Source organism: Serratia sp. 3ACOL1, assembly GCF_003668775.1.
In the GTDB taxonomy this organism is placed as follows: domain Bacteria; phylum Pseudomonadota; class Gammaproteobacteria; order Enterobacterales; family Enterobacteriaceae; genus Chania; species Chania fonticola.
Genome location: NZ_CP033055.1, coordinates 3381871 through 3402061, shown reverse-complemented (window position 1 = coordinate 3402061; position 20191 = coordinate 3381871). Strand labels below are relative to the sequence as shown.

Genomic DNA, 20191 nt, shown 5'->3' with positions numbered 1-20191 from the left:
GTAAATTGGCTTAATCGCATAACTACGACTATATTGATCGCAGTTAAGATCATCAAGCCTTTTACCAGTAATCGTGGGTGTGGTTTGTTTAATTATTTGAATTTTATTGTATTTTAAATTTTTATGGTGTGACTGCATGCTGGCATTGCATCGCTGAAGGGAAGAAATTACTATCTAACTCAGAATTAATCGCGCGGAGATAACATGGCGTTCTACAGTTCCGGGGTGGAGTATGGCATCCATAGCCTGATGTGTATGGTCGATAGCAAAGGCGAAGGGCGTGAGATGAGCGTGCGTGAAATCGCCGAATTGCAGGGCGTGCCTTATGACTACCTGGCCAAGATATTCACCAAGTTTTCCAAGGCTAAGTTGGTTGAAAGCAGCGAGGGTAAGGGCGGTGGCTTCCGGCTGGCCAAACCGGCCGATCAGATCACCGTGCTGGATATCGTGGCGGCTATCGACGGTGAAAAGGCCATCTTCGACTGCAAAGAAATCCGCCAACGCTTGGCCGTCTTTGATGAACCTGCGCCCGACTGGGCCTGTGAAGGCATCTGCGGCGTGCGCCAGGTGATGAATATTGCCCAGCAACGTATGGAAGAGGCGCTATCGCAACATACCGTGCTGGACCTGGTGCGGCGGATGTTGAGAAAGGCGCCGGATGTCTTCCCGATCCAGATTGAAGAGTGGATCGATCATCGCCGTAACGATTGAGCATTAGTATTACTGATGCCTGATTAGAAATATCCATTTCCCCTAATAATTTTCTCTTCGTATGATGCGCGTGTTGAACAGCACACGCCGCATTCCCGGCGCTGATATTTCCAGAAGGAACACCATGTTAGCCATCTATCTGCAAGGCTTTGCCTTGAGCGCCGCGATGATCCTGCCGCTTGGCCCACAAAACGTGTTTGTGATGAACCAGGGGATCCGTCGCCATTATCATCTGATGACCGCCTCGCTGTGTGCGTTGAGCGATATCATTCTGATTTGCGCCGGTATTTTTGGCGGTAGCGCCTTGCTCAGCAGTTCACCTATGCTATTGGCGCTGGTGACCTGGGGCGGCGTTGCTTTCCTGTTGTGGTACGGCTGGGGGGCTTTCCGCACCGCGTTTAGCCAACATCTGGAACTGGCTACGGCGCAAGAGATGAAGCAAAACCGCTGGCGCATTGTGGTGACCATGTTGGCTGTCACCTGGCTGAACCCGCATGTGTACCTCGATACCTTTGTGGTGCTCGGCAGCCTGGGAGGGCAACTGACGCCAGACATTCGTTCCTGGTTTGCCCTTGGCGCGGTCAGTGCTTCGGTCGTCTGGTTCTTTGCCTTGGCATTACTGGCCTCATGGCTGGCTCCATGGTTGAAAACCCTGACGGCACAACGGATTATCAACGTTCTGGTCGGGCTGGTGATGTGGGTCATTGCACTGCAATTGGCCTGGCATGGGCTAACCGCTAATTGGTAATAATCGGCCATAGGGGCGAGCCGGGCGCAGCATGTGGCGACCCTACAGCCCGATCAGCCCTTATATTTGTCACTAATCCGAATTCCAAGGGCGGCAGGATGTGTTAGCTTTGAAGGCAAGCATTTAGTCATTCAAGGAGACACTGTGAAGCTTAAAGCATTGGCCATGGCCGCAATGATTGGATTAGGCACGTTACCTCTGGCGCTGCAGGCAGCAGAAGTACCTGAAGGGCCGCACGTGGTCACTTCCGGCACGGCCAGCGTAGACGCCACCCCGGATATTGCCACACTGGCGATCGAAGTCAGCGTCTCTGCCAAAGATGCCGCCCAGGCGAAAAAACAGGTTGATGAACGCGTAGCGCAGTATTTTGACTTCCTGCAGAAAAACGGCATTGAAAAGAAAGATATCAATGCGGCCAACCTGCGTACCCAGCCAGAATATGACTATCTGAAAACCGGTGAATCACAGCTGAAAGGCTACCAGGCCGTGCGCCAGGTGCAGGTGACCTTGCGCCAGTTGGATAAACTCAACGAACTGTTGGACGGTGCGCTGAAATCGGGTTTGAACGAAATTCGTGCGGTTGAGCTTGGGGTGGCCAAGCCAGAGGTTTATCGCGAACAAGCGCGTCAGAAAGCGATTGAAAATGCCACTCAGCAAGCCGCTTCGTTGGCGCAGGGCTTTAAGGCCAAGCTGGGGCCGGTGTACAGCATTCGCTATCACGTTGCCAACTACCAGCCGATGCCGGTCGCACGCATGTTTAAGGCCGCTTCTGCGGCACCGGAAAGCGATGCCGCTCAGACTTACGAACAGCAAAGTATCCACTTTGACGATCAGGTGGACGTGGTATTCGAGCTGAAAACCAACGCCGCGCAGTAAGCAATCTCTTGCCATGGCGCGGTGTTATGCCGCGCCTTTAATCCTGCCTTAATACCTGATGCCCGTGAGACAGCAGCGCATCGGTGACCTTACGCATCATGCGGCTCTCCGGTGCAAAGCGGTGCCAGAACAGCATACGGCGCTGGAACAGGCCCGGAGTCAGGTCGATCAGTTCTCCGCTAGCCAGCTCTCTCTCAATCTGCAAATGCGGGATCATACAGCAGGTGGTGCCTTGCCGTGCCAACTGAACAAATGCCTCTGACGAGTTAACGATATGGCAGGGAACGCTGCCCGGCGAGAGATCGAAGTTCTGCTGTAAAAACGCCTGATGCATATCATCGAGATGATCGAAAGCCACCGCCGGTGCCTTCAGCAGGGCAGAACGGGTCACGCCATTAGGGAAATAGCGATCGGCAAAGGCTTTCGAGGCGACAAACAGATAGTCCAGCGCGCCCAACCGATCGACCAGGCAGCTCGGCAGCGGCTGCGGCTGGATACTCACCGCACCCACCACTTCCCCCCGGCGCAGACGTTCCTGCGTGCGGGTTTCGTCTTCCACCTGCAAATTCAGGCGCACAGGAGAATCGGCCAGCACCGGTTTTAGCGCCGGTAACAGCCAGGTTGCCAGGCTGTCGGCGTTGACCGCCAGTGACAGCAACAGCGGCGTATCGACCCCATTGTCATTCCCTAACCACTCCTCTTCCAGCAGCTCGACCTGATGCAGCAAGGCCAGCAGTTTTTGACCCTGCTCGGTTGGGCGCGGTGGCACGGTGCGTACCAGTAGCGGTTGGCCGAACAGGTTTTCCAACTGTTTGATGCGCTGGGATACCGCCGATTGGGTGATGCAAAGTTTTTGTGCCGCGCGCTCAAAGCCACGCTCACGGATCACCGCGTCCAGCGCTTGCAGCGTTCTATAGTCTGGGCGTTTCATCGGAGAGAAGATCCCTTTTAGTAAATTGATTCAGGCACTATGCCACATTTTTGCACTTTCTCAGGTGAAAAAATCCCGCCGCTCTTTTCAGCGCGGGCGCCGTAGGGAAGGGCAGAAATGTGCGTCAGGTTAAATAAGTGTGTTTTAGCCTAAGTTGCCGTCAGTGATTTACCCTATAATACGCACACGTTTTCGTATATAGGCAATGAGACATCATGACTCAGGATGAACTGAAAAAAGCGGTAGGCTGGGCAGCATTGGAATTCGTGAAGCCTGGCACTATCGTGGGCGTGGGCACCGGCTCTACTGCGGCTCACTTTATCGATGCGTTGGGTTCGATCAAACACCAGATCGAAGGCGCGGTATCCAGCTCAGACGCGTCGACCGCCAAGCTGAAAAGCCTGGGGATCCACGTTTTTGATAGCAATGAAGTGGATTCGTTGGATATCTACGTGGACGGTGCCGATGAAATCAACGGCCACATGCAGATGATTAAAGGCGGTGGCGCAGCGTTGACCCGCGAGAAGATCATTGCTGCCATTGCCCGTCAGTTTATCTGCATTGTCGATTCCACCAAGCAGGTTGATGTGCTGGGTAAATTCCCGCTGCCGGTAGAAGTGATCCCGATGGCCCGCTCCTACGTAGCGCGTGAGCTGGTCAAACTGGGCGGCCTGCCGGAATACCGCCAGAACGTGTTAACCGATAACGGCAACGTGATCCTGGACGTGCACAACCTGGAAATCCTTGACGCTATCGCGTTGGAAAATAAGATCAACAGCATCGCTGGTGTGGTTACCGTGGGTCTGTTTGCCAACCGTGGCGCGGACGTTGCACTGGTCGGCACGCCGGATGGCGTAAAAAAAGTGGTCAGATAATCTGGCCGTTAACAGGTTGAGCAATCCCAGCCTGTTCACTAAGTAGGGGCGCTGCATGCTGCGCCCTTTAACCGTGCCCGTCATAATTCTTGTCTTAAAATATCTTTTCTCAAAATCGACGAATTTGGTGACATATGTCACATTCCGTTAATAACCTCCGTTAAGCTTCTGCCTAAATCTTTCCCAATGGCATTTTCCACCAGAAAGCATCGACATCACTGAGCCTTGTGCTAACGGGCAGGCAATCGTTTGTATTGCCGGGCGCGTTATTTTTGTTATGTTGGAGGGACGTGCTGTTGATTTTGGGTTGCTGCCAGTGTGGTGGCAATTTGAAAGCTATCCCCGTCGTGTGGTTTAAAGGATGGCGGGTATAAAGGGGAAAACAGCCGCTTCTGAAGTCTGATTATAGGGTCGGGTAAATGGCAAAAGTATCATTGGAGAAAGACAGGATTAAGTTCCTGTTGGTAGAAGGGGTTCATCAGAGCACCGTAGATAACCTGCGTGCTGCCGGATATAGCAACATCGAATATCACAAAGGTGCGTTAGACACCGAAGCGCTGAAAGCATCGATCCGCGATGCACACTTCGTAGGTATCCGATCGCGCACACATCTGTCCGAGGAAGTCTTCGCGGCCGCAGAGAAGCTGGTCGCGGTGGGCTGTTTCTGTATCGGCACCAACCAGGTTGATTTGAAAGCGGCGACCAAACGCGGCATTCCGGTGTTTAACGCGCCTTTCTCCAATACTCGATCCGTGGCCGAAATGGTGCTGGGTGAGCTGCTGTTGATGCTGCGTGGGATCCCAACGGCCAACGCCAAGGCACACCGTGGCCAGTGGCAGAAACTGGCCGTGGGCTCGTATGAAGCACGGGGCAAGAAACTGGGGATCATCGGCTACGGCCATATCGGGACTCAGCTCGGCATCCTGGCGGAAGGCCTGGGGATGAAGGTGTTCTTCTACGACATCGAGAACAAGCTGCCGCTGGGTAATGCCCAACAGGTGCGCCATCTGTCCGATCTGCTCAATATGAGCGACGTGGTCACGCTGCACGTGCCGGAAACGCTGTCGACCAAGAACATGATCGGCACCGAAGAGCTGGCGCTGATGAAGCCAGGTGCGATCCTGATCAACGCCTCACGCGGCACCGTGGTGGATATCCCGGCACTGTGTAACGCCTTGGCGAGCGACCATCTGGCCGGTGCGGCAATCGACGTGTTCCCGGAAGAGCCGGCAACCAACAGCGATCCGTTCAATTCTCCACTGTGCGAGTTCGATAACGTGCTGTTGACGCCGCATATCGGCGGTTCAACCCAGGAAGCGCAGGAGAACATCGGTGATGAGGTGGCTGGCAAGCTGGCGAAGTATTCCGATAACGGCTCAACGCTGTCTGCGGTCAACTTCCCAGAGGTGTCGCTGCCAGCTCATGGCCCGAACGCCAGCCGTTTGCTGCATATTCATGAAAACCGCCCAGGTATCCTGACGCAGATTAACCAGATCTTCGCCGAAGAAGGGGTGAACATCGCGGCCCAGTATCTGCAGACCAGCTCGGAAATCGGCTACGTGGTTATCGATATCGAAGCGGAAACCGAACGTGCGGATGCCGCGTTGCAACGTATGAAAGCGATCGAAGGGACTATCCGCGCCCGCCTGTTGCTCTAACTGGCCATACAACGGGCGCAGCATGCGGCGCCCCTACGACGAACCATCTGAGGCCGGAGCAATCCGGCCTTTTGCTATGTGGAGAGCGGCCAGGCCCAGCTTTGTGACGGGGTAATAATTTCTGGCAGAGGGATATCCCATTGCTCCACCGGCAAGGCGCTAACCCGTTGGCAATCGTGCGCAATCCCCATCGGATAGGGGCCTGCGTGCTGCCAGTTTTGTAAGGTGCGATCGTAAAACCCGCCGCCCATCCCCAGACGTTGCCCTGCCGAATCGAAGGCGACCAGCGGTGTCAATACCACATCCAACAGCGACACCGGCAAGACGTGGCGGACATCGAGCGCTGGCTCAAGAATGTTGAAGCGGTTGCTAACCAGTGATGTTTGCGCGGTGTAATGCAGGAACAGCAAGTTACCGGGGCTGAACGGATGCAAAACCGGCAGATAAACCTGTTTACCCAGTTGCCACAGCTGCTCGATCAGCGGGCCAGTATCTAGTTCACCATCAAAAGAGAGAAATGCCGCGATGTACCTGGCTGCCTGAATGCGTGGATGCTGCGCAATATTGCTGGCCATTTGCTGGGCGAAATCATGCTGTTGAGCGGGCGTTAAGGCACGGCGTCGTTGACGTATTTCGTTACGGATGAGTTGGCGTTGCTGAGCGAACTGAGGTTGCAAAGACATAGTGTTAGATTCGCCAGTAGTGGTGAGTTAACACACTGAAAACGCAGGTGAAGGGATCTCCGAGATGCCGTCGCAGGCTGTAACCCTTGAACCCATGGTTCAAGGTGAACGTGCTGTCACAATCTTAAGGCTTCTCGGACGGGCCGAGCATGCACACCGATCGTGGATCATCACATTCTGTTGGTACTAAATATCGGCTCAGGGGACTGGCCCGCTGGCAAACATCTCAGAGAAATTTTTCACTCATTGCCGGAGCCTTCAACTCCAGCAACTTAAGTTATTCGAATTGTGCATCCTGACGTTCAGAGATGCGACCCTGTTCAAGCAGTGCTTGTTCAATGGTCTGTTGCAGCATACGAATTCGTTGTTCCATATTGGCCGCATAGTCACGCGTTTTCAAGCGTTCTTGAGCAAGTTCGTGACAGACGTTCAATGCTGCGATAAATACGAGCTGCTCTGTATTTGTGACTCTAGTGCGAACTTTAAGATCTTGCAACCGTTGGTTAAGATCTTCTGCTGCCATGTTCAACGCATCTTGTTGTTCTGGCGGGCAATTGACTCTTAACGAGCGGCCAAAAATTTGAATATCTACCGGTTGTGCAGACATGCCACCTTCCTGCCTAAATTTCGCGCCAGCACCGGTCAGCCATTGCCGGGCTGCCGAAGCGGGCGTCACTATATATACCTGGGTACCAAGATTCAACACTTTTTCAGTACCTGGTTGTAATCTACCGCGCCTAACATTACCAGACAAAAAACGGTTGCAAAATGCGTATTTACCGTACGTTTGCCCGGACTGCGCTGATTATAACTAGCCACTGAGGTGTTGCCTCAACTGGTATACCAACGGACCTTGGTGGTAGCATAACACGAACTTATCCTGCCAACGATGACGAATGCGCATGTCTATACAGAATACATTTCCAAGTTACCAATCTTTGACCGTGGCTCTTAACCAGCAGGCGGTTGCTTTGACCGCAGCCGAGATGCACGGTTTGATCAGTGGCCTGCTGTGCGGCGGCAACCGTGACGCCAGCTGGCAGACGCTGGTGTTTGATCTGACCAACGAGGGCATTGCCTTCCCGCAGGCGTTGAGCCAACCGTTACAGCAGCTGCATGAAATCACTCGTGATACGCTGGAAGATGACGAATTCATGTTCCAACTGATGATGCCGGAAGGCGAAACCGTCAGCGTGTTTGACCGTGCGGATGCCTTGGCAGGTTGGGTAAACCACTTCCTGTTGGGGCTGGGCATGATGCAGCCGAAGCTGGCGCAGGTGAAAGATGAAGTGGGCGAGGCGATCGACGATCTGCGTAATATCGCTCAACTGGGTTATGACGAAGGCGAAGACCAGGAGGAACTGGAACAGTCGCTGGAAGAAGTGGTGGAGTACGTGCGCGTTGCTGCGCTGCTTTGCCATACTGAATTTACCCGCCAGAAACCGACGGCCCCGGAAAATAAAAGGCCAACGTTGCACTGACCGGCGGATCCCACGTCCGTTGGCCGAGGGCGCTGATAACCCCTACTGACCGCGTTCAGTAGGTGGCATAAACCGATTTCAGGAGATGTGATGACCCAGCAGGAATTTCATAAACGCCGTCAGGCTTTGTTGGCACAGATGGCTCCGGCCAGCGCGGCAGTGATTTTTGCCGCACCGGAAGCGACGCGTAGTGCAGACTCTGAATATCCTTATCGTCAGAACAGTGATTTCTGGTATCTGACCGGTTTCAACGAGCCGGAAGCGGTGCTGATCCTGGTGAAGAGTGATGAAACTCATAACCACAGCGTGCTGTTCAACCGCGTACGCGATCTGACGGCAGAAATCTGGTTTGGCCGCCGTTTGGGGCAAGACGCGGCTCCGGCCAAGCTGGGGGTAGACCGCGCGCTGGCCTTCGACGAAATCAACGATCAACTGCACCTGCTGCTCAACGGCCTGGACGTGGTATATCACGCGCAGGGGCAATATGCCTATGCCGATGAAATCCTGTTCGGCGCGCTGGATAAACTGCGTAAAGGCTTCCGTCAGAATCTGGAAGCTCCTGCAACCCTGACGGATTACCGTCCGTGGCTACATGACATGCGCCTGTTCAAATCAGCAGAAGAAGTTGCTGTTATGCGCCGCGCCGGTGAGATCAGCGCCATGGCACATACTCGTGCAATGGAAAAGTGCCGCCCGGGCATGTTCGAATATCAGCTAGAAGGGGAGATCCTGCACGAGTTTAATCGCTTGGGTGCCCGTTTCCCGTCTTACAACACCATCGTCGGCAGCGGAGAAAATGGCTGCATCCTGCACTACACCGAGAACGAGTGTGAAATGCGTGACGGCGATTTGGTGCTGATTGATGCCGGTTGTGAATATCGTGGTTATGCTGGCGATATCACCCGTACTTTCCCGGTCAACGGCAAGTTCAGCAAGCCGCAGCGTGAGGTATATGACATCGTGCTGGCGTCGATCAACAAGGCGCTGGAAATGTTTAAACCGGGGATCAGCATTCGCGAAGTGAACGATCAGGTCGTGCGCATCATGATCGCCGGGTTGGTTGAGCTGGGCGTGATGAAGGGCGACGTGGAACAGCTGTTTGCCGAGCAGGCACACCGCCAGTTCTTTATGCACGGCCTGAGCCATTGGTTGGGGCTGGATGTGCATGACGTGGGCCACTATGGCTCAGCGAGCCGCGATCGCGTGCTGGAGCCTGGCATGGTGTTGACGGTAGAACCTGGCCTGTATATCGCACCGGATGCCGATGTGCCGCAGGAGTATCGCGGTATCGGTATTCGCATCGAAGATGACATCCTGATCACCCAAGACGGCAATGAGAATTTGACCGCCAGCGTGGTGAAGGATGCCGACGCGATTGAAGCCCTGATGGTGGCGGCCAGATAACATGAGCGTAATCATTGTGGGTGGTGGGATGGCGGGCGCTACGTTGGCGCTGGCGATTTCATCACTGACGCAGGGCAAGGTGGCCGTCGATCTGGTGGAGGCCACCCGGCCGGACGATCGTGCGCATCCAGGCTTTGATGCACGGGCTATCGCTCTGGCGCAGGGAACCTGCCAACAGCTGGCGCGTATCAGCGTTTGGGCTGCCTTGCGGGACTGTGCCACGGCGATCACACACGTCCACGTCAGCGATCGCGGGCATGCCGGTTTTGTGAACCTGCACGCGCAAGACTATCAGGTGGAGGCGTTGGGGCAGGTGATTGAACTGCACGACGCTGGGCAGCGGTTGTTTGCTCTGCTGGCGAAGGCCCCTGGGGTCACTCTGCATTGTCCGGCCAAAGTGGTCGACGTGCTGCGCACCGCCGATCGTGCTGAAGTGCAGTTGGATAACGGGCAGCGCCTGACGGGCCAGTTGCTGGTGGCGGCGGACGGTTCACGTTCGGCGCTGGCGCAGGTCTGCAATATCCAGTGGCAGCAGAGTGATTACCCGCAGTTTGCCACCATTGCCAACGTTTCGACGGCCGAGGCTCCGCAAGGGCGGGCGTTCGAACGTTTCACCCGCTATGGGCCGTTGGCGCTGTTGCCGATGTCTGGTGGGCGTAGCTCGTTGGTTTGGTGCCATGCACGGGAAAATCGTCAGCAGGTCGATAGCTGGAGTGATGAGCGTTTTCTCAGTGAGCTGCAACAGGCCTTCGGCTGGCGGCTGGGTAAGATACTGAAGGCGGGTAAGCGCCACAGTTACCCTCTTAGCCTGCTGAAGGCCAATCAGCACGTTAGCCACCGTCTGGCGCTGGTTGGCAACGCGGCGCAGACGCTGCATCCGATCGCCGGGCAGGGATTCAATCTGGGTTTGCGAGACGTGATGTCGCTGGCGGAAACCTTGGCAGAAGCCGCGCAGGCTGGCACCGATTTGGGTGCCTATGCGTTATTGGGCCAGTATCAGCAACGTCGGCAACAGGATCAGCAGGCGACTATTGGCGTCACCGACGGTTTGATCCGCCTGTTTGCCAATAGCTACGCGCCGCTGGTCGCCGGGCGTAATCTGGGGCTGATGGCAATGGAGCAGCTACCGGCCATGCGCGATGCCTTTGCCAAACGCACGTTAGGTTGGGTTGAACGCTAATTTTTCCCTTAGCTATGTGCTGAAGTCGGTCAGAATGTTGACTGTTGTCACCGTACCAACTCCCTCTCCCGGTGGGATAGAGTTAGGCCGAAGTTGGGATGAACACTAATTTTTGCCCTACCACCTTGCCGATGTGGGGCAATATTTTGATAAAAGTCGCCAAATCAGCTCCCTCTCCCTTGTGGGATAGAGTGAGGCCGAAGTTGGGATGAACACTAATTTTTGCCCTACCTGCCTTGCCGAAGTGGGGCAATATTTTGATAAAAGTCACTAAATCAGCTCCCTCTCCCTAGTGGGATAGAGTTAGGCCGACGTTGGGATGAACACTAATTTTTGCCCTACCTGCCTTGCCGAAGTGGGGCAATATTTTGATAAAAGTCACCAAATCAGCTCCCTCTCCCTGTGGGAGAGGGTTGGGGTGAGGGGCAAATTTAAGGAACTCAAGCAGCATGCAATCATTTGATGTGATTATCGCCGGTGGCGGTATGGTGGGATTGGCACTGGCCTGCGGCTTGCAGGGAAGTGGCCTGCGCGTCGCGGTGCTGGAACAACGGCAGCCGGAACTATCGCCGTTGCCAGAACAACCCGCGTTGCGCGTATCTGCCATTAACGCCGCCAGCGAGCGCTTGCTGCAAAGCATTGGCGTGTGGGATGAGATTCGCAACCTGCGCGCCAGCCCGTATAACGCGATGGAAGTCTGGGATCGTGACAGCTTCGGTAAGATCGCGTTTCGCGGCGACGAATGTGGTTTCAGCCATCTCGGCCATATCATTGAAAACGAGGTGATCCAGCAGGCGCTGTGGCACAAGGCGGCCACCTTGGCCGATGTGACACTGCTCGCTCCGGCCGCGCTGAAACAGGTGGCATGGGGGGAAAACGACGCCTTCGTCACGTTGGAAGATGGCCGCATGTTAACCGCCCGACTGATGATCGGGGCCGACGGAGCCAACTCCTGGCTGCGCCAGCACGCCGATATCCCGTTGACCTTCTGGGACTACCGCCACAGCGCGCTGGTGGCCACCATTCGCACCGAAGAGCCCCATTTGGCCACGGCCCGCCAGGTGTTTCATGGCGAAGGGATCCTGGCCTTCCTGCCGTTTAGCGATCCGCATTTGAGTTCGATCGTCTGGTCGGTTGCGCCAGAAGAAGCTGAACGGCTGCAACAGCTGGAACCGGAAGCCTTTAACCGGGAACTGGCAATGACCTTCGATATGCGTTTGGGTAACTGCCAGCTCGAAAGCGAGCGGCTGACCTTCCCGCTTACCGGGCGATACGCCCGCAGCTTTGCCGCCCATCGTCTGGCGCTGGTGGGGGATGCGGCACACACCGTGCATCCGCTGGCCGGGCAGGGCGTGAACCTGGGCTTTATGGACGCCGCCGAGCTGATATCCGAGCTGAAGCGCCTGCAACGCCAGGGCAAGGATATCGGCCAACATCTGTATCTGCGCCGTTATGAGCGCCGCCGCAAGCACGGTGCCGCAGTGATGCTGGCGAGCATGCAAGGGTTCCGCGAACTGTTTGCAGGCCATAACCCGGCGAAGAAGCTGCTGCGTGACGTGGGCTTAAGGTTGGCCGACAGCCTGCCGGGCGTGAAGCCGAAACTGGTGCGGCAGGCCATGGGGCTTAACGATCTGCCGGACTGGCTCGCCTAAAACCAGTGTAGCTGTCAAACGGGCGCAGCATGCGGCGCGCCCCTACGGCCGAATACTTCAGCAACCATGGCGTTGCGGCAAAAACTTGACCGATTCACTACGTCGTAGGGGGGGCCACATGCCGCGCCCGCTAATCTGCATGTTTACCCGTCATCGATTTCCCTTATACCTCCCTTCGTTTGAGAAATTCTAATTTCAGGCAGAATTTCTCATTACTTTTTCTAATTCCATGGTCGGTTATCAAAAACCGAAATTCTCTATCCCAGCCTCTGTTTGTTATATAACTTCGGATTTTTGCCGCTTTAATTGTTAATTTTGTGCCTCAAAGCGCATTTTTCCAGTGAAAAACTCTGCAAACTAACGCGGCATTTTACCGACCCTGAACCCGGTCGAGCCTATTTTAACTTATGGTTAATAGGGGCGTTCGGTGTTAACGTCAGGGCAAAGGTATCGTTTGCGTCGTTGACCATTGGCGAGGCAATTTGTGTTGAGCAGCCAGCGTGTTTCGCGCAATCAGGCCCGCGAGCTACACCCGCCTTATTGCGTAATAACACCCTGTCTTCGGCTACTTGAGTGGAAAGAGGGAAAAGATGGCAAAGCAAACCCCACTGTACGACCAGCACGTGGCGTGCGGTGCGCGCATGGTTGATTTTCATGGCTGGATGATGCCGCTGCACTATGGCTCCCAGATTGATGAACACCACGCCGTGCGTCAGGATGCCGGCATGTTCGATGTCTCCCATATGACCATCGTGGATCTGCGCGGTGCTCGTACCCGTGAATTCCTGCGTTACCTGTTGGCGAACGATGTCGCCAAACTCACTCAATCTGGTAAAGCGCTGTATACCGGCATGCTGAATGCGTCCGGCGGCGTGATCGACGATCTGATCGTCTATTTCTTTACCGAAGACTATTTCCGCCTGGTGGTGAACTCCGCCACCCGCGAAAAGGATCTGGCCTGGATCGAACAGCATGCGGCTCCGTACAACGTTGAGCTGACGGTGCGTGACGATCTGGCGCTGGTTGCGGTGCAAGGTCCACAGGCCAAAGAGCGCGCCGCCACCTTATTTACCCCAGAACAGAAGCAGGCTGTGGAAGGCATGAAGCCGTTCTTCGGCGTGCAGGCGGGTGACCTGTTTATTGCTACCACCGGCTATACCGGCGAAGCGGGCTATGAAATTGCCCTGCCAAAAGAGCAGGTGGTGGATTTCTGGCAGAAACTGCTGGCCGCTGGGGTCAAACCTGCCGGACTGGGTGCCCGCGACACCCTGCGCCTGGAAGCCGGTATGAACCTCTACGGCCAGGAAATGGACGAAGGCGTTTCACCACTGGCTGCCAATATGGGCTGGACCGTTGCCTGGGAACCGCAGGATCGTCAGTTTATCGGCCGTGAAGCGTTGGAACAGCAGCGTGAAAATGGCACCGAACAACTGGTCGGCTTGATCATGACGGAAAAAGGCGTATTACGTAATGAGCTGCCGGTGCATTTCACCGATGCGAACGGTCAACCCCAGGTTGGGGTGATCACCAGCGGTTCTTTCTCGCCAACCTTGGGCTTCAGCATTGCGTTGGCAAGGGTTCCGGCCGGTATCGGTGAGCAGGCTATCGTACAGATCCGTAACCGTGAAATGCCAGTGAAAGTCTGTAAGCCAGGTTTTGTACGTGCCGGTAAGTCACTGATCAATTAGTTTTTATTCTTCGAAGGAGTAGCAGGCCAATGAGCAATGTGCCAACAGAATTGAAATACGCCACCTCCCATGAGTGGGTGCGTGACGCAGGCAACGGTGAATATGTTGTCGGTATCACCGAACACGCGCAGGAACTGCTGGGCGATATGGTCTTTGTCGATCTGCCGGAAGTCGGCACCACGGTTTCCGCGGGCGATGACTGTGCCGTTGCGGAGTCGGTCAAGGCCGCTTCCGATATTTACGCGCCAATCAGCGGTGAGATCATCGCGGTTAACGGCGAACTGGAAAGCTCCCCGGAGCTGGTCAACAGCGAGCCATACGGCGAAGGTTGGCTGTTCCGCATCAAGGCATCCGATGCGGCAGAGCTAGACAAGCTGCTAGATGCGGGTGCTTACCAGGCCTCCATCGACGAATAATCACTATCACGCCCCACCTACCTGTGGGGCGTTTTGCAGTTCAGGCTATATCCCGTACCCCGCAAGCATTCAGGAATTTGTAGCAATGACTCAGACACTCAGCCAACTTGAACACAGCGAAGCGTTCATCGAGCGCCACATCGGCTCTTCCGCAGAGCAACAGCAGCAGATGCTGGAAGCCGTGGGCGCTCGCTCGCTCAGCGCGCTGATCCAACAGATTGTGCCAGCCGATATCCAACTGCCAGGGCCTCCGCCGGTAGGCGATGCGGCCACGGAACATCAGGCGCTGGCCGAACTGAAGGCGATTGCCTCACAGAATCAGCGCTACAAATCCTATATCGGTATGGGCTACAGCGCGGTGCTGACGCCGCCGGTGATCCTGCGCAACATGCTGGAAAACCCAGGCTGGTATACCGCTTATACCCCTTATCAGCCGGAAGTGTCGCAAGGCCGCCTTGAGGCGCTGCTCAACTTCCAGACGCTGACTCTCGATCTGACCGGGCTGGATCTGGCCTCTGCCTCCTTGCTGGATGAAGCTACCGCTGCCGCAGAAGCGATGGCGTTGGCCAAACGTGCCAGCAAACTGAAAGACGCCAACCGCTTCTTTGTGGCTGACGATGTGCACCCACAAACGCTGGACGTGGTCCGTACCCGTGCCGAAACCTTTGGCTTTGACGTGATCGTCGACAAACCGGCGAAGGTGTTGGAGCTGCAAGGCGTGTTTGGCGTACTGCTGCAACAGGTTGGCACCACTGGTGAACTGCACGATTACAGCGCCCTGTTGGCAGAGCTGAAAACGCGTAAAATCATCACCAGCGTGGCAGCCGATATCATGGCGCTGGTGCTGCTGACGGCACCGGGCAAGCAAGGAGCCGACGTGGTATTCGGTTCTGCGCAACGCTTTGGCGTACCAATGGGCTACGGTGGCCCACACGCGGCGTTCTTCGCCTGCCGTGACGAATTCAAACGCGCGATGCCTGGCCGTATTATCGGGGTGTCCCGCGATGCTGCCGGCAATACCGCGCTACGCATGGCGATGCAAACTCGTGAGCAACATATCCGCCGCGAAAAGGCCAACTCGAATATCTGTACCTCGCAGGTGCTGCTGGCCAATATCGCCAGCCTGTATGCGGTGTACCATGGTCCACAAGGCCTGCAACGTATTGCCGGGCGTATCCATCGCCTGACCGATATTCTGGCCGCTGGCCTGCAACAAGCGGGCCTGACACTGCGCCATCAAACCTGGTTCGACACGCTGACCGTGGAAGTGAAAGACAAGGCGGCGGTGCTGGAACGCGCGCTGGGCTTTGGCATCAACCTGCGTACCGATATCCATGGGGCAGTAGGCATCACCCTGGATGAAGCGACTTCCCGTGAAGATGTGCAGACGCTGTTTGCCCTGTTGGTCGGCGATAACCACGGTTTGGATATCGATGCGCTGGATGCCGTCGTGAGCAAAAACAGCCAGTCGATCCCGGCGGTAATGCTGCGTAAAGATCCGATCCTCACGCATCCGGTATTTAACCGCTATCACAGCGAAACCGAGATGATGCGTTATATGCACCGTCTTGAGCGTAAAGATCTGGCGTTGAACCAGGCGATGATCCCGCTGGGCTCCTGCACCATGAAGCTGAACGCCGCTGCGGAAATGATCCCGATCACCTGGCCTGAATTCTCTGAACTGCACCCGTTCTGCCCACCGGAGCAGGCCGCAGGTTATCAAGTGATGATTGGGCAGCTTTCACAATGGTTGGTGCAACTGACCGGTTACGATGCGGTGTGCATGCAGCCTAACTCGGGCGCGCAGGGCGAATATGCCGGTCTGCTGGCGATCCGTCGCTACCATGAAAGCCGCAATGAGGCTGGGCGTAATATCTGCCTGATCCCAAGCTCGGCGCACGGTACCAACCCGGCTTCTGCCCAGATGGCGGGCATGGGCGTGGTGGTCGTGGCCTGTGACAAGAACGGCAACATCGATCTGCACGATCTGCGGGTGAAAGCCGAGCAGGCCGGGGAAGCCCTGTCGTGCATCATGGTGACCTACCCGTCAACCCACGGCGTGTATGAAGAAACCATCCGCGAAGTGTGCCAGATCGTGCATCAGTTTGGCGGCCAGGTTTACCTGGACGGTGCCAACATGAACGCGCAGGTGGGGATCACCACGCCGGGCTATATCGGCGCGGACGTATCGCACCTCAACCTGCATAAAACCTTCTGTATCCCTCACGGCGGTGGCGGCCCAGGCATGGGACCTATCGGCGTGAAGTCTCATCTGGCACCTTTCGTACCAGGCCACAGCGTGGTGCAGATTGATGGCGTTACCACCCAGCAGGGCGCGGTTTCTGCCGCACCGTTCGGCAGCGCCTCTATCTTACCTATCAGCTGGATGTATATCCGCATGATGGGCGCGGAAGGGCTGAAGCAGGCCAGCCAGGTGGCGATCCTGAATGCCAACTACATCGCCACTCGTCTGAAAGACGCTTATCCGGTGCTGTATACCGGCCGCGATCACCGCGTGGCGCACGAATGTATTCTGGATATTCGTCCGCTGAAAGAAGAGACCGGCATTAGCGAGATGGATATCGCCAAGCGCCTGATCGACTACGGTTTCCATGCGCCGACCATGTCATTCCCGGTAGCAGGCACGCTGATGGTTGAACCGACCGAGTCGGAAAACAAAGTGGAACTGGATCGCTTTATCGATGCGATGCTGGCTATCCGCAGTGAGATTGACCGCGTGCAGCAAGGCGAATGGCCACTGGAAGACAACCCATTGGTTAACGCACCGCACGTGCAGGCGGAACTGGTTAACGACTGGCAGCATGCTTACAGCCGCGAGCTGGCGGTATTCCCGATAGCTGGCGTACGTGAGAATAAATACTGGCCGAGCGTGAAGCGCCTGGATGATGTTTACGGCGATCGTAATCTGTTCTGCTCTTGCGTACCGATGAGCGACTACGAATAACACCATCTGCCAAAATGATGATCGAGGGACACTGCATGATGCCGTGTCCCTTTTTTATTGCAGCTCCACAGTGATTGCTGTTCACTGAGTAACGGGTCACCCGAACGAACAAGGAAACGGTATGAAAGCGGCAGTCGTTAATACGTTAGGTCAGGCACCACAGTTAGGCGTTTTTGCTGCCCCACAGCCATTAGACGGCGAAGTGGCTATCGAAGTGATGGTTGCCGGTATCAAACAGTTGGATCGCGCCATTGTGGCTGGTAAACACTACTCCAGCCCGAAGGATCTGCCGTTTGTCCCCGGCACCGATGGTGTAGGCAGAACACCAGATGGGCAGCGGGTGTACTTTGCTTCTTTTCGCCAGCCATACGGCGCATTGGCCGAGCGTACCGTTGCGTCATGGACGGTTCCAGTGCCCGATGCGCTGGATGATGCGACCGCCGCAGCGTTGATCAATCCGGCGCTGGCGGCATGGTTGCCGCTGTTCTGGCGTGCCAATATTCAGCCAGGGGAAACCGTCTTGATCATTGGCGCGACGGGCACTTCAGGCAAGCTGGCGGTTGCGGCGGCACGTCAGGCTGGTGCCGGGCGAATTGTCGCGGCTGGACGGCGGCAGAGCGTTCTGGATGCGTTAGCAGTGGATGCCACGGTGGATCTGAGCCTTGAGGGCATTGAACTACAGCAAGCCTTTACCGCCGCTGCGGGGCCGCAAGGCTATGACGTGGTGGTGGATTATATCTGGGGGCCCGCTACGGAGGCACTGCTGGCGACCTTCAATAATCACGATCTTTCCTCTCATGCTGGTGGGCTGGGCATCCGCTTGGTGAACGTAGGCTCCATGGCTGGGCCTACCATTAGTTTGCCTGCGGCGGTGCTGCGCAGTACGCAGTTGCAGATCCTGGGTAGTGGCACGGGCAACTTCCCGCCGATCCCGCAATTAAAAACCATCGTGGCCGATATTCTTGCACTGGCAGCGGAAGGAAAAATCAGTGTCGATACCCAGGAACATGCCTTTGCCGATATTGCCGAAGCGTGGGATATCAACAAGAAAAGCGATACCCGCTCCGTTATCCGCATCCGCGACTAAGCGCAGTTAAGGAACAGAAATGACAAAAGTAGTATTAGTGACCGGTGCCAGCCGTGGGATAGGCCGCGCGACGGCATTATTATTAGCCCAACAAGGCTATGCGGTGGGCGTCAATTATCTGCGCGATAGTGAGGCGGCTGAGCAGGTAGTGGCGCAAATCCGCCAACAGGGTGGCAAGGCGCAGGCACTGCAAGCCGATATCGCTGAAGAAGCAGAAATGGTGGCGATGTTTGCTGAATTGGAGGCCACGCTGGGGCCAATCGGCGCTCTGGTCAATAACGCGGGCATTCTGTTCCAACAGGCGAGCATTGAGCAACTCACCGCCGAGCGGATCAATAAGGTGCTGACGACCAACGTCACCGGGTATTTTCTCTGCTGCCGCGAAGCGGTAAAACGTATGGCTCTACGCCATGGTGGGCAGGGCGGAGCGATCGTCAATGTGTCTTCCGCTGCGTCGCGTCTGGGGGCCCCGTGGGAATATATCGACTATGCGGCGTCAAAAGGGGCTGTGGATACGTTGACTACCGGTCTGGCGTTGGAAGTGGCGGCACAGGGGATACGCGTCAACTGTGTAAGGCCAGGTTGTATTTATACCGAGATGCATGCCAGCGGAGGAGAGCCGGGGCGGGTAGATCGGGTGAAGTCAGCGTTGCCAATGCAGCGGGGTGGTCAGCCAGAGGAAGTGGCGCAAGCTGTTGCCTGGCTGCTTTCCGATGCGGCGTCCTACGTCACCGGCACTTTTATCGAAGCCGCTGGCGGTCGTTAAGCACGGCAATTGCGGTATCCCCTCACCCCAACCCTCTCCCACAGGGAGAGGGAGCTAGTACTGAGTCGTAATCAGGTATAGGTGTTAATCTTTAACAGGGGCGATTTAGGGGACGAATACAGAAGCTGATATGTAGCACGTTAAGTCCCCTCTCCCTGTGGGAAAGAGGGAGCTAGTACTGAGTCGTAATCAGGTATAGGTGTTAATCTTTAACGGGGCGATTTAGGGGACGAATACAGAAGCTAATATGTAGCACGTTAAGTCCCCTCTCCCTGTGGGAGAGGGTTAGGGTGAGGGGCATTACTTCAGCCAGCCTTTACGCTGTGCATCCTGCAAATGCTGCTCCAAATAGTGCCACAGCTCAGGATTGATATCGGCAATCATCGTATTACGGTCCAATACCTGCTGCAGGCTGATATCATTCTCTACCCAGCTCTGACCGCCATTGTGCAGGTTCATCAGCATTGGCATGCAGCGATCCAGCACCAGCGCAAAGCGGGCATCGGCGCTTTCGCCTGCTTCATATTCCTGCCACAGCGCGGTGAAAACCCCGCGTTGAGGTTCAGGTAATATCCCGAACAGCCGTTTTGCCGCCGCCACTTCCTGATCGTGGATCGCCGCCCGTGCCGCCAGATCGTAAACCATAACGTCACCGGCATCGATCTCGACGATATCGTGCAGCAGGGCCATCTGGATCACGCGCTGAATATCCACTTCATCGCTGGCATAAGGGGCCAGGCTCAAAGCCGCAATGGCAAAGTGCCAACTGTGCTCGGCCGAGTTTTCCTGACGTTGGGTGCCCATCACCTTGGTACGGCGTTGCACGCTTTTAAGTTTGTCGATTTCCATCAGAAACTGGATGGTTTGAGTCATGGAGCCAAAGTCTAACGCGGGTACAGCGGATGACATGGTACGAACCTCGAGGTGAATGATGGGATACCCGCCGTCTTCCAGCCGTAACTGAAATCCATAGGGTGCAAAGCATATCGATTGTAGCCCAGCGGGCTGAGGATTTCGATGTTAGCGTGGTGTTACAAGCGCTCACAGTTTTATTTTAGCGTACACGTGTA

General features: G+C 55.8%; 19 protein-coding genes and 1 other RNA gene. 14 read left to right on the top strand and 6 right to left on the bottom strand.

Features of this window, described 5'->3' with window-relative positions:
* Positions 1-204 precede the first annotated feature (204 nt).
* The 3 genes from D9980_RS15325 (at position 205) to D9980_RS15315 (ending at position 2335) form a co-directional block, all read left to right on the top strand.
* Positions 205-711 carry an Rrf2 family transcriptional regulator gene (locus D9980_RS15325; protein ID WP_021806214.1) on the top strand — a complete coding sequence of 169 codons (507 nt, stop codon included), beginning with the start codon at positions 205-207 and terminating at the stop codon, positions 709-711.
* Positions 712-835: 124 nt separating this feature from the next.
* The gene (gene argO / locus D9980_RS15320) at positions 836-1459 is read left to right on the top strand and encodes an arginine exporter ArgO (protein WP_024485683.1); all 624 of its coding nucleotides are present in this window, start codon (positions 836-838) and stop codon (positions 1457-1459) included.
* Between the two features lie 144 nt (positions 1460-1603).
* The gene (locus D9980_RS15315; RefSeq protein ID WP_021806211.1) at positions 1604-2335 is read left to right on the top strand and encodes an oxidative stress defense protein; all 732 of its coding nucleotides are present in this window, start codon (positions 1604-1606) and stop codon (positions 2333-2335) included.
* 37 nt (positions 2336-2372) lie between these two features.
* On the opposite strand, the gene D9980_RS15310 is transcribed toward D9980_RS15315, so the two are convergent.
* Positions 2373-3266 carry a LysR family transcriptional regulator ArgP gene (locus D9980_RS15310; RefSeq protein ID WP_021179788.1) on the bottom strand — a complete coding sequence of 298 codons (894 nt, stop codon included), beginning with the start codon at positions 3264-3266 and terminating at the stop codon, positions 2373-2375.
* A gap of 215 nt (positions 3267-3481) precedes the next feature.
* On the opposite strand from D9980_RS15310, the gene rpiA reads away from it, so the two are divergent.
* Positions 3482-4141 (top strand): ribose-5-phosphate isomerase RpiA, encoded by a 660-nt coding sequence (gene rpiA, locus D9980_RS15305; RefSeq protein WP_024485684.1) that lies wholly within the window; start codon positions 3482-3484, stop codon positions 4139-4141.
* Positions 4142-4560: 419 nt separating this feature from the next.
* Positions 4561-5799: a phosphoglycerate dehydrogenase gene (gene serA, locus D9980_RS15300; RefSeq protein ID WP_024486383.1), complete on the top strand. Its 1239-nt coding sequence runs from the start codon at positions 4561-4563 to the stop codon at positions 5797-5799.
* Positions 5800-5873: 74 nt separating this feature from the next.
* Here serA and D9980_RS15295 read toward each other — a convergent pair whose 3' ends face one another.
* The 3 genes from D9980_RS15295 to zapA form a co-directional block, all read right to left on the bottom strand.
* Entirely contained in the window at positions 5874-6482 is a 609-nt protein-coding gene (locus tag D9980_RS15295; RefSeq protein WP_024486382.1) for a 5-formyltetrahydrofolate cyclo-ligase, read from the bottom strand.
* Between the two features lie 52 nt (positions 6483-6534).
* Positions 6535-6718: non-coding RNA, 6S RNA (gene ssrS, locus D9980_RS15290), on the bottom strand.
* 41 nt (positions 6719-6759) lie between these two features.
* On the bottom strand, positions 6760-7089 hold the full coding sequence (zapA, locus tag D9980_RS15285; protein ID WP_021179791.1) for a cell division protein ZapA: 330 nt from the start codon (positions 7087-7089) through the stop codon (positions 6760-6762).
* Between the two features lie 295 nt (positions 7090-7384).
* Here zapA and D9980_RS15280 point away from each other — a divergent pair, with 295 nt between their 5' ends.
* From D9980_RS15280 to ubiH, 3 genes are all read left to right on the top strand, one after another.
* A complete protein-coding gene (locus tag D9980_RS15280) occupies positions 7385-7963 on the top strand; it encodes a YecA family protein (protein ID WP_024486381.1) in 579 nt (192 codons plus the stop codon).
* Positions 7964-8053: 90 nt separating this feature from the next.
* Positions 8054-9367, top strand: a complete 1314-nt coding sequence (gene pepP / locus D9980_RS15275; RefSeq protein WP_121607758.1) for a Xaa-Pro aminopeptidase — start codon at positions 8054-8056, stop codon at positions 9365-9367.
* Between the two features lies 1 nt (position 9368).
* A complete protein-coding gene (gene ubiH, locus D9980_RS15270) occupies positions 9369-10547 on the top strand; it encodes a 2-octaprenyl-6-methoxyphenyl hydroxylase (RefSeq protein WP_121607757.1) in 1179 nt (392 codons plus the stop codon).
* Between the two features lie 82 nt (positions 10548-10629).
* Here ubiH and D9980_RS15265 read toward each other — a convergent pair whose 3' ends face one another.
* Positions 10630-10818 (bottom strand): hypothetical protein, encoded by a 189-nt coding sequence (locus tag D9980_RS15265; RefSeq protein ID WP_121607756.1) that lies wholly within the window; start codon positions 10816-10818, stop codon positions 10630-10632.
* Between the two features lie 178 nt (positions 10819-10996).
* On the opposite strand from D9980_RS15265, the gene ubiI reads away from it, so the two are divergent.
* From ubiI to D9980_RS15235, 6 genes are all read left to right on the top strand, one after another.
* Positions 10997-12199, top strand: a complete 1203-nt coding sequence (ubiI, locus tag D9980_RS15260; RefSeq protein WP_121607755.1) for an FAD-dependent 2-octaprenylphenol hydroxylase — start codon at positions 10997-10999, stop codon at positions 12197-12199.
* Between the two features lie 590 nt (positions 12200-12789).
* Positions 12790-13887 carry a glycine cleavage system aminomethyltransferase GcvT gene (gene gcvT, locus D9980_RS15255; protein ID WP_121607754.1) on the top strand — a complete coding sequence of 366 codons (1098 nt, stop codon included), beginning with the start codon at positions 12790-12792 and terminating at the stop codon, positions 13885-13887.
* A gap of 29 nt (positions 13888-13916) precedes the next feature.
* On the top strand, positions 13917-14303 hold the full coding sequence (gene gcvH / locus D9980_RS15250) for a glycine cleavage system protein GcvH (RefSeq protein WP_021806203.1): 387 nt from the start codon (positions 13917-13919) through the stop codon (positions 14301-14303).
* A gap of 85 nt (positions 14304-14388) precedes the next feature.
* Positions 14389-17268, top strand: coding sequence for an aminomethyl-transferring glycine dehydrogenase (gene gcvP / locus D9980_RS15245; protein WP_121607753.1), 2880 nt, complete (start codon positions 14389-14391; stop codon positions 17266-17268).
* A 121-nt stretch (positions 17269-17389) separates the two neighbouring features.
* Positions 17390-18355, top strand: coding sequence for a zinc-binding alcohol dehydrogenase family protein (locus D9980_RS15240; RefSeq protein WP_121607752.1), 966 nt, complete (start codon positions 17390-17392; stop codon positions 18353-18355).
* 19 nt (positions 18356-18374) lie between these two features.
* Positions 18375-19121 carry an SDR family oxidoreductase gene (locus tag D9980_RS15235; RefSeq protein WP_121607751.1) on the top strand — a complete coding sequence of 249 codons (747 nt, stop codon included), beginning with the start codon at positions 18375-18377 and terminating at the stop codon, positions 19119-19121.
* 300 nt (positions 19122-19421) lie between these two features.
* Here D9980_RS15235 and D9980_RS15230 read toward each other — a convergent pair whose 3' ends face one another.
* Positions 19422-20030, bottom strand: a complete 609-nt coding sequence (locus D9980_RS15230) for an HD family hydrolase (protein WP_121607750.1) — start codon at positions 20028-20030, stop codon at positions 19422-19424.
* Positions 20031-20191 lie beyond the last annotated feature (161 nt).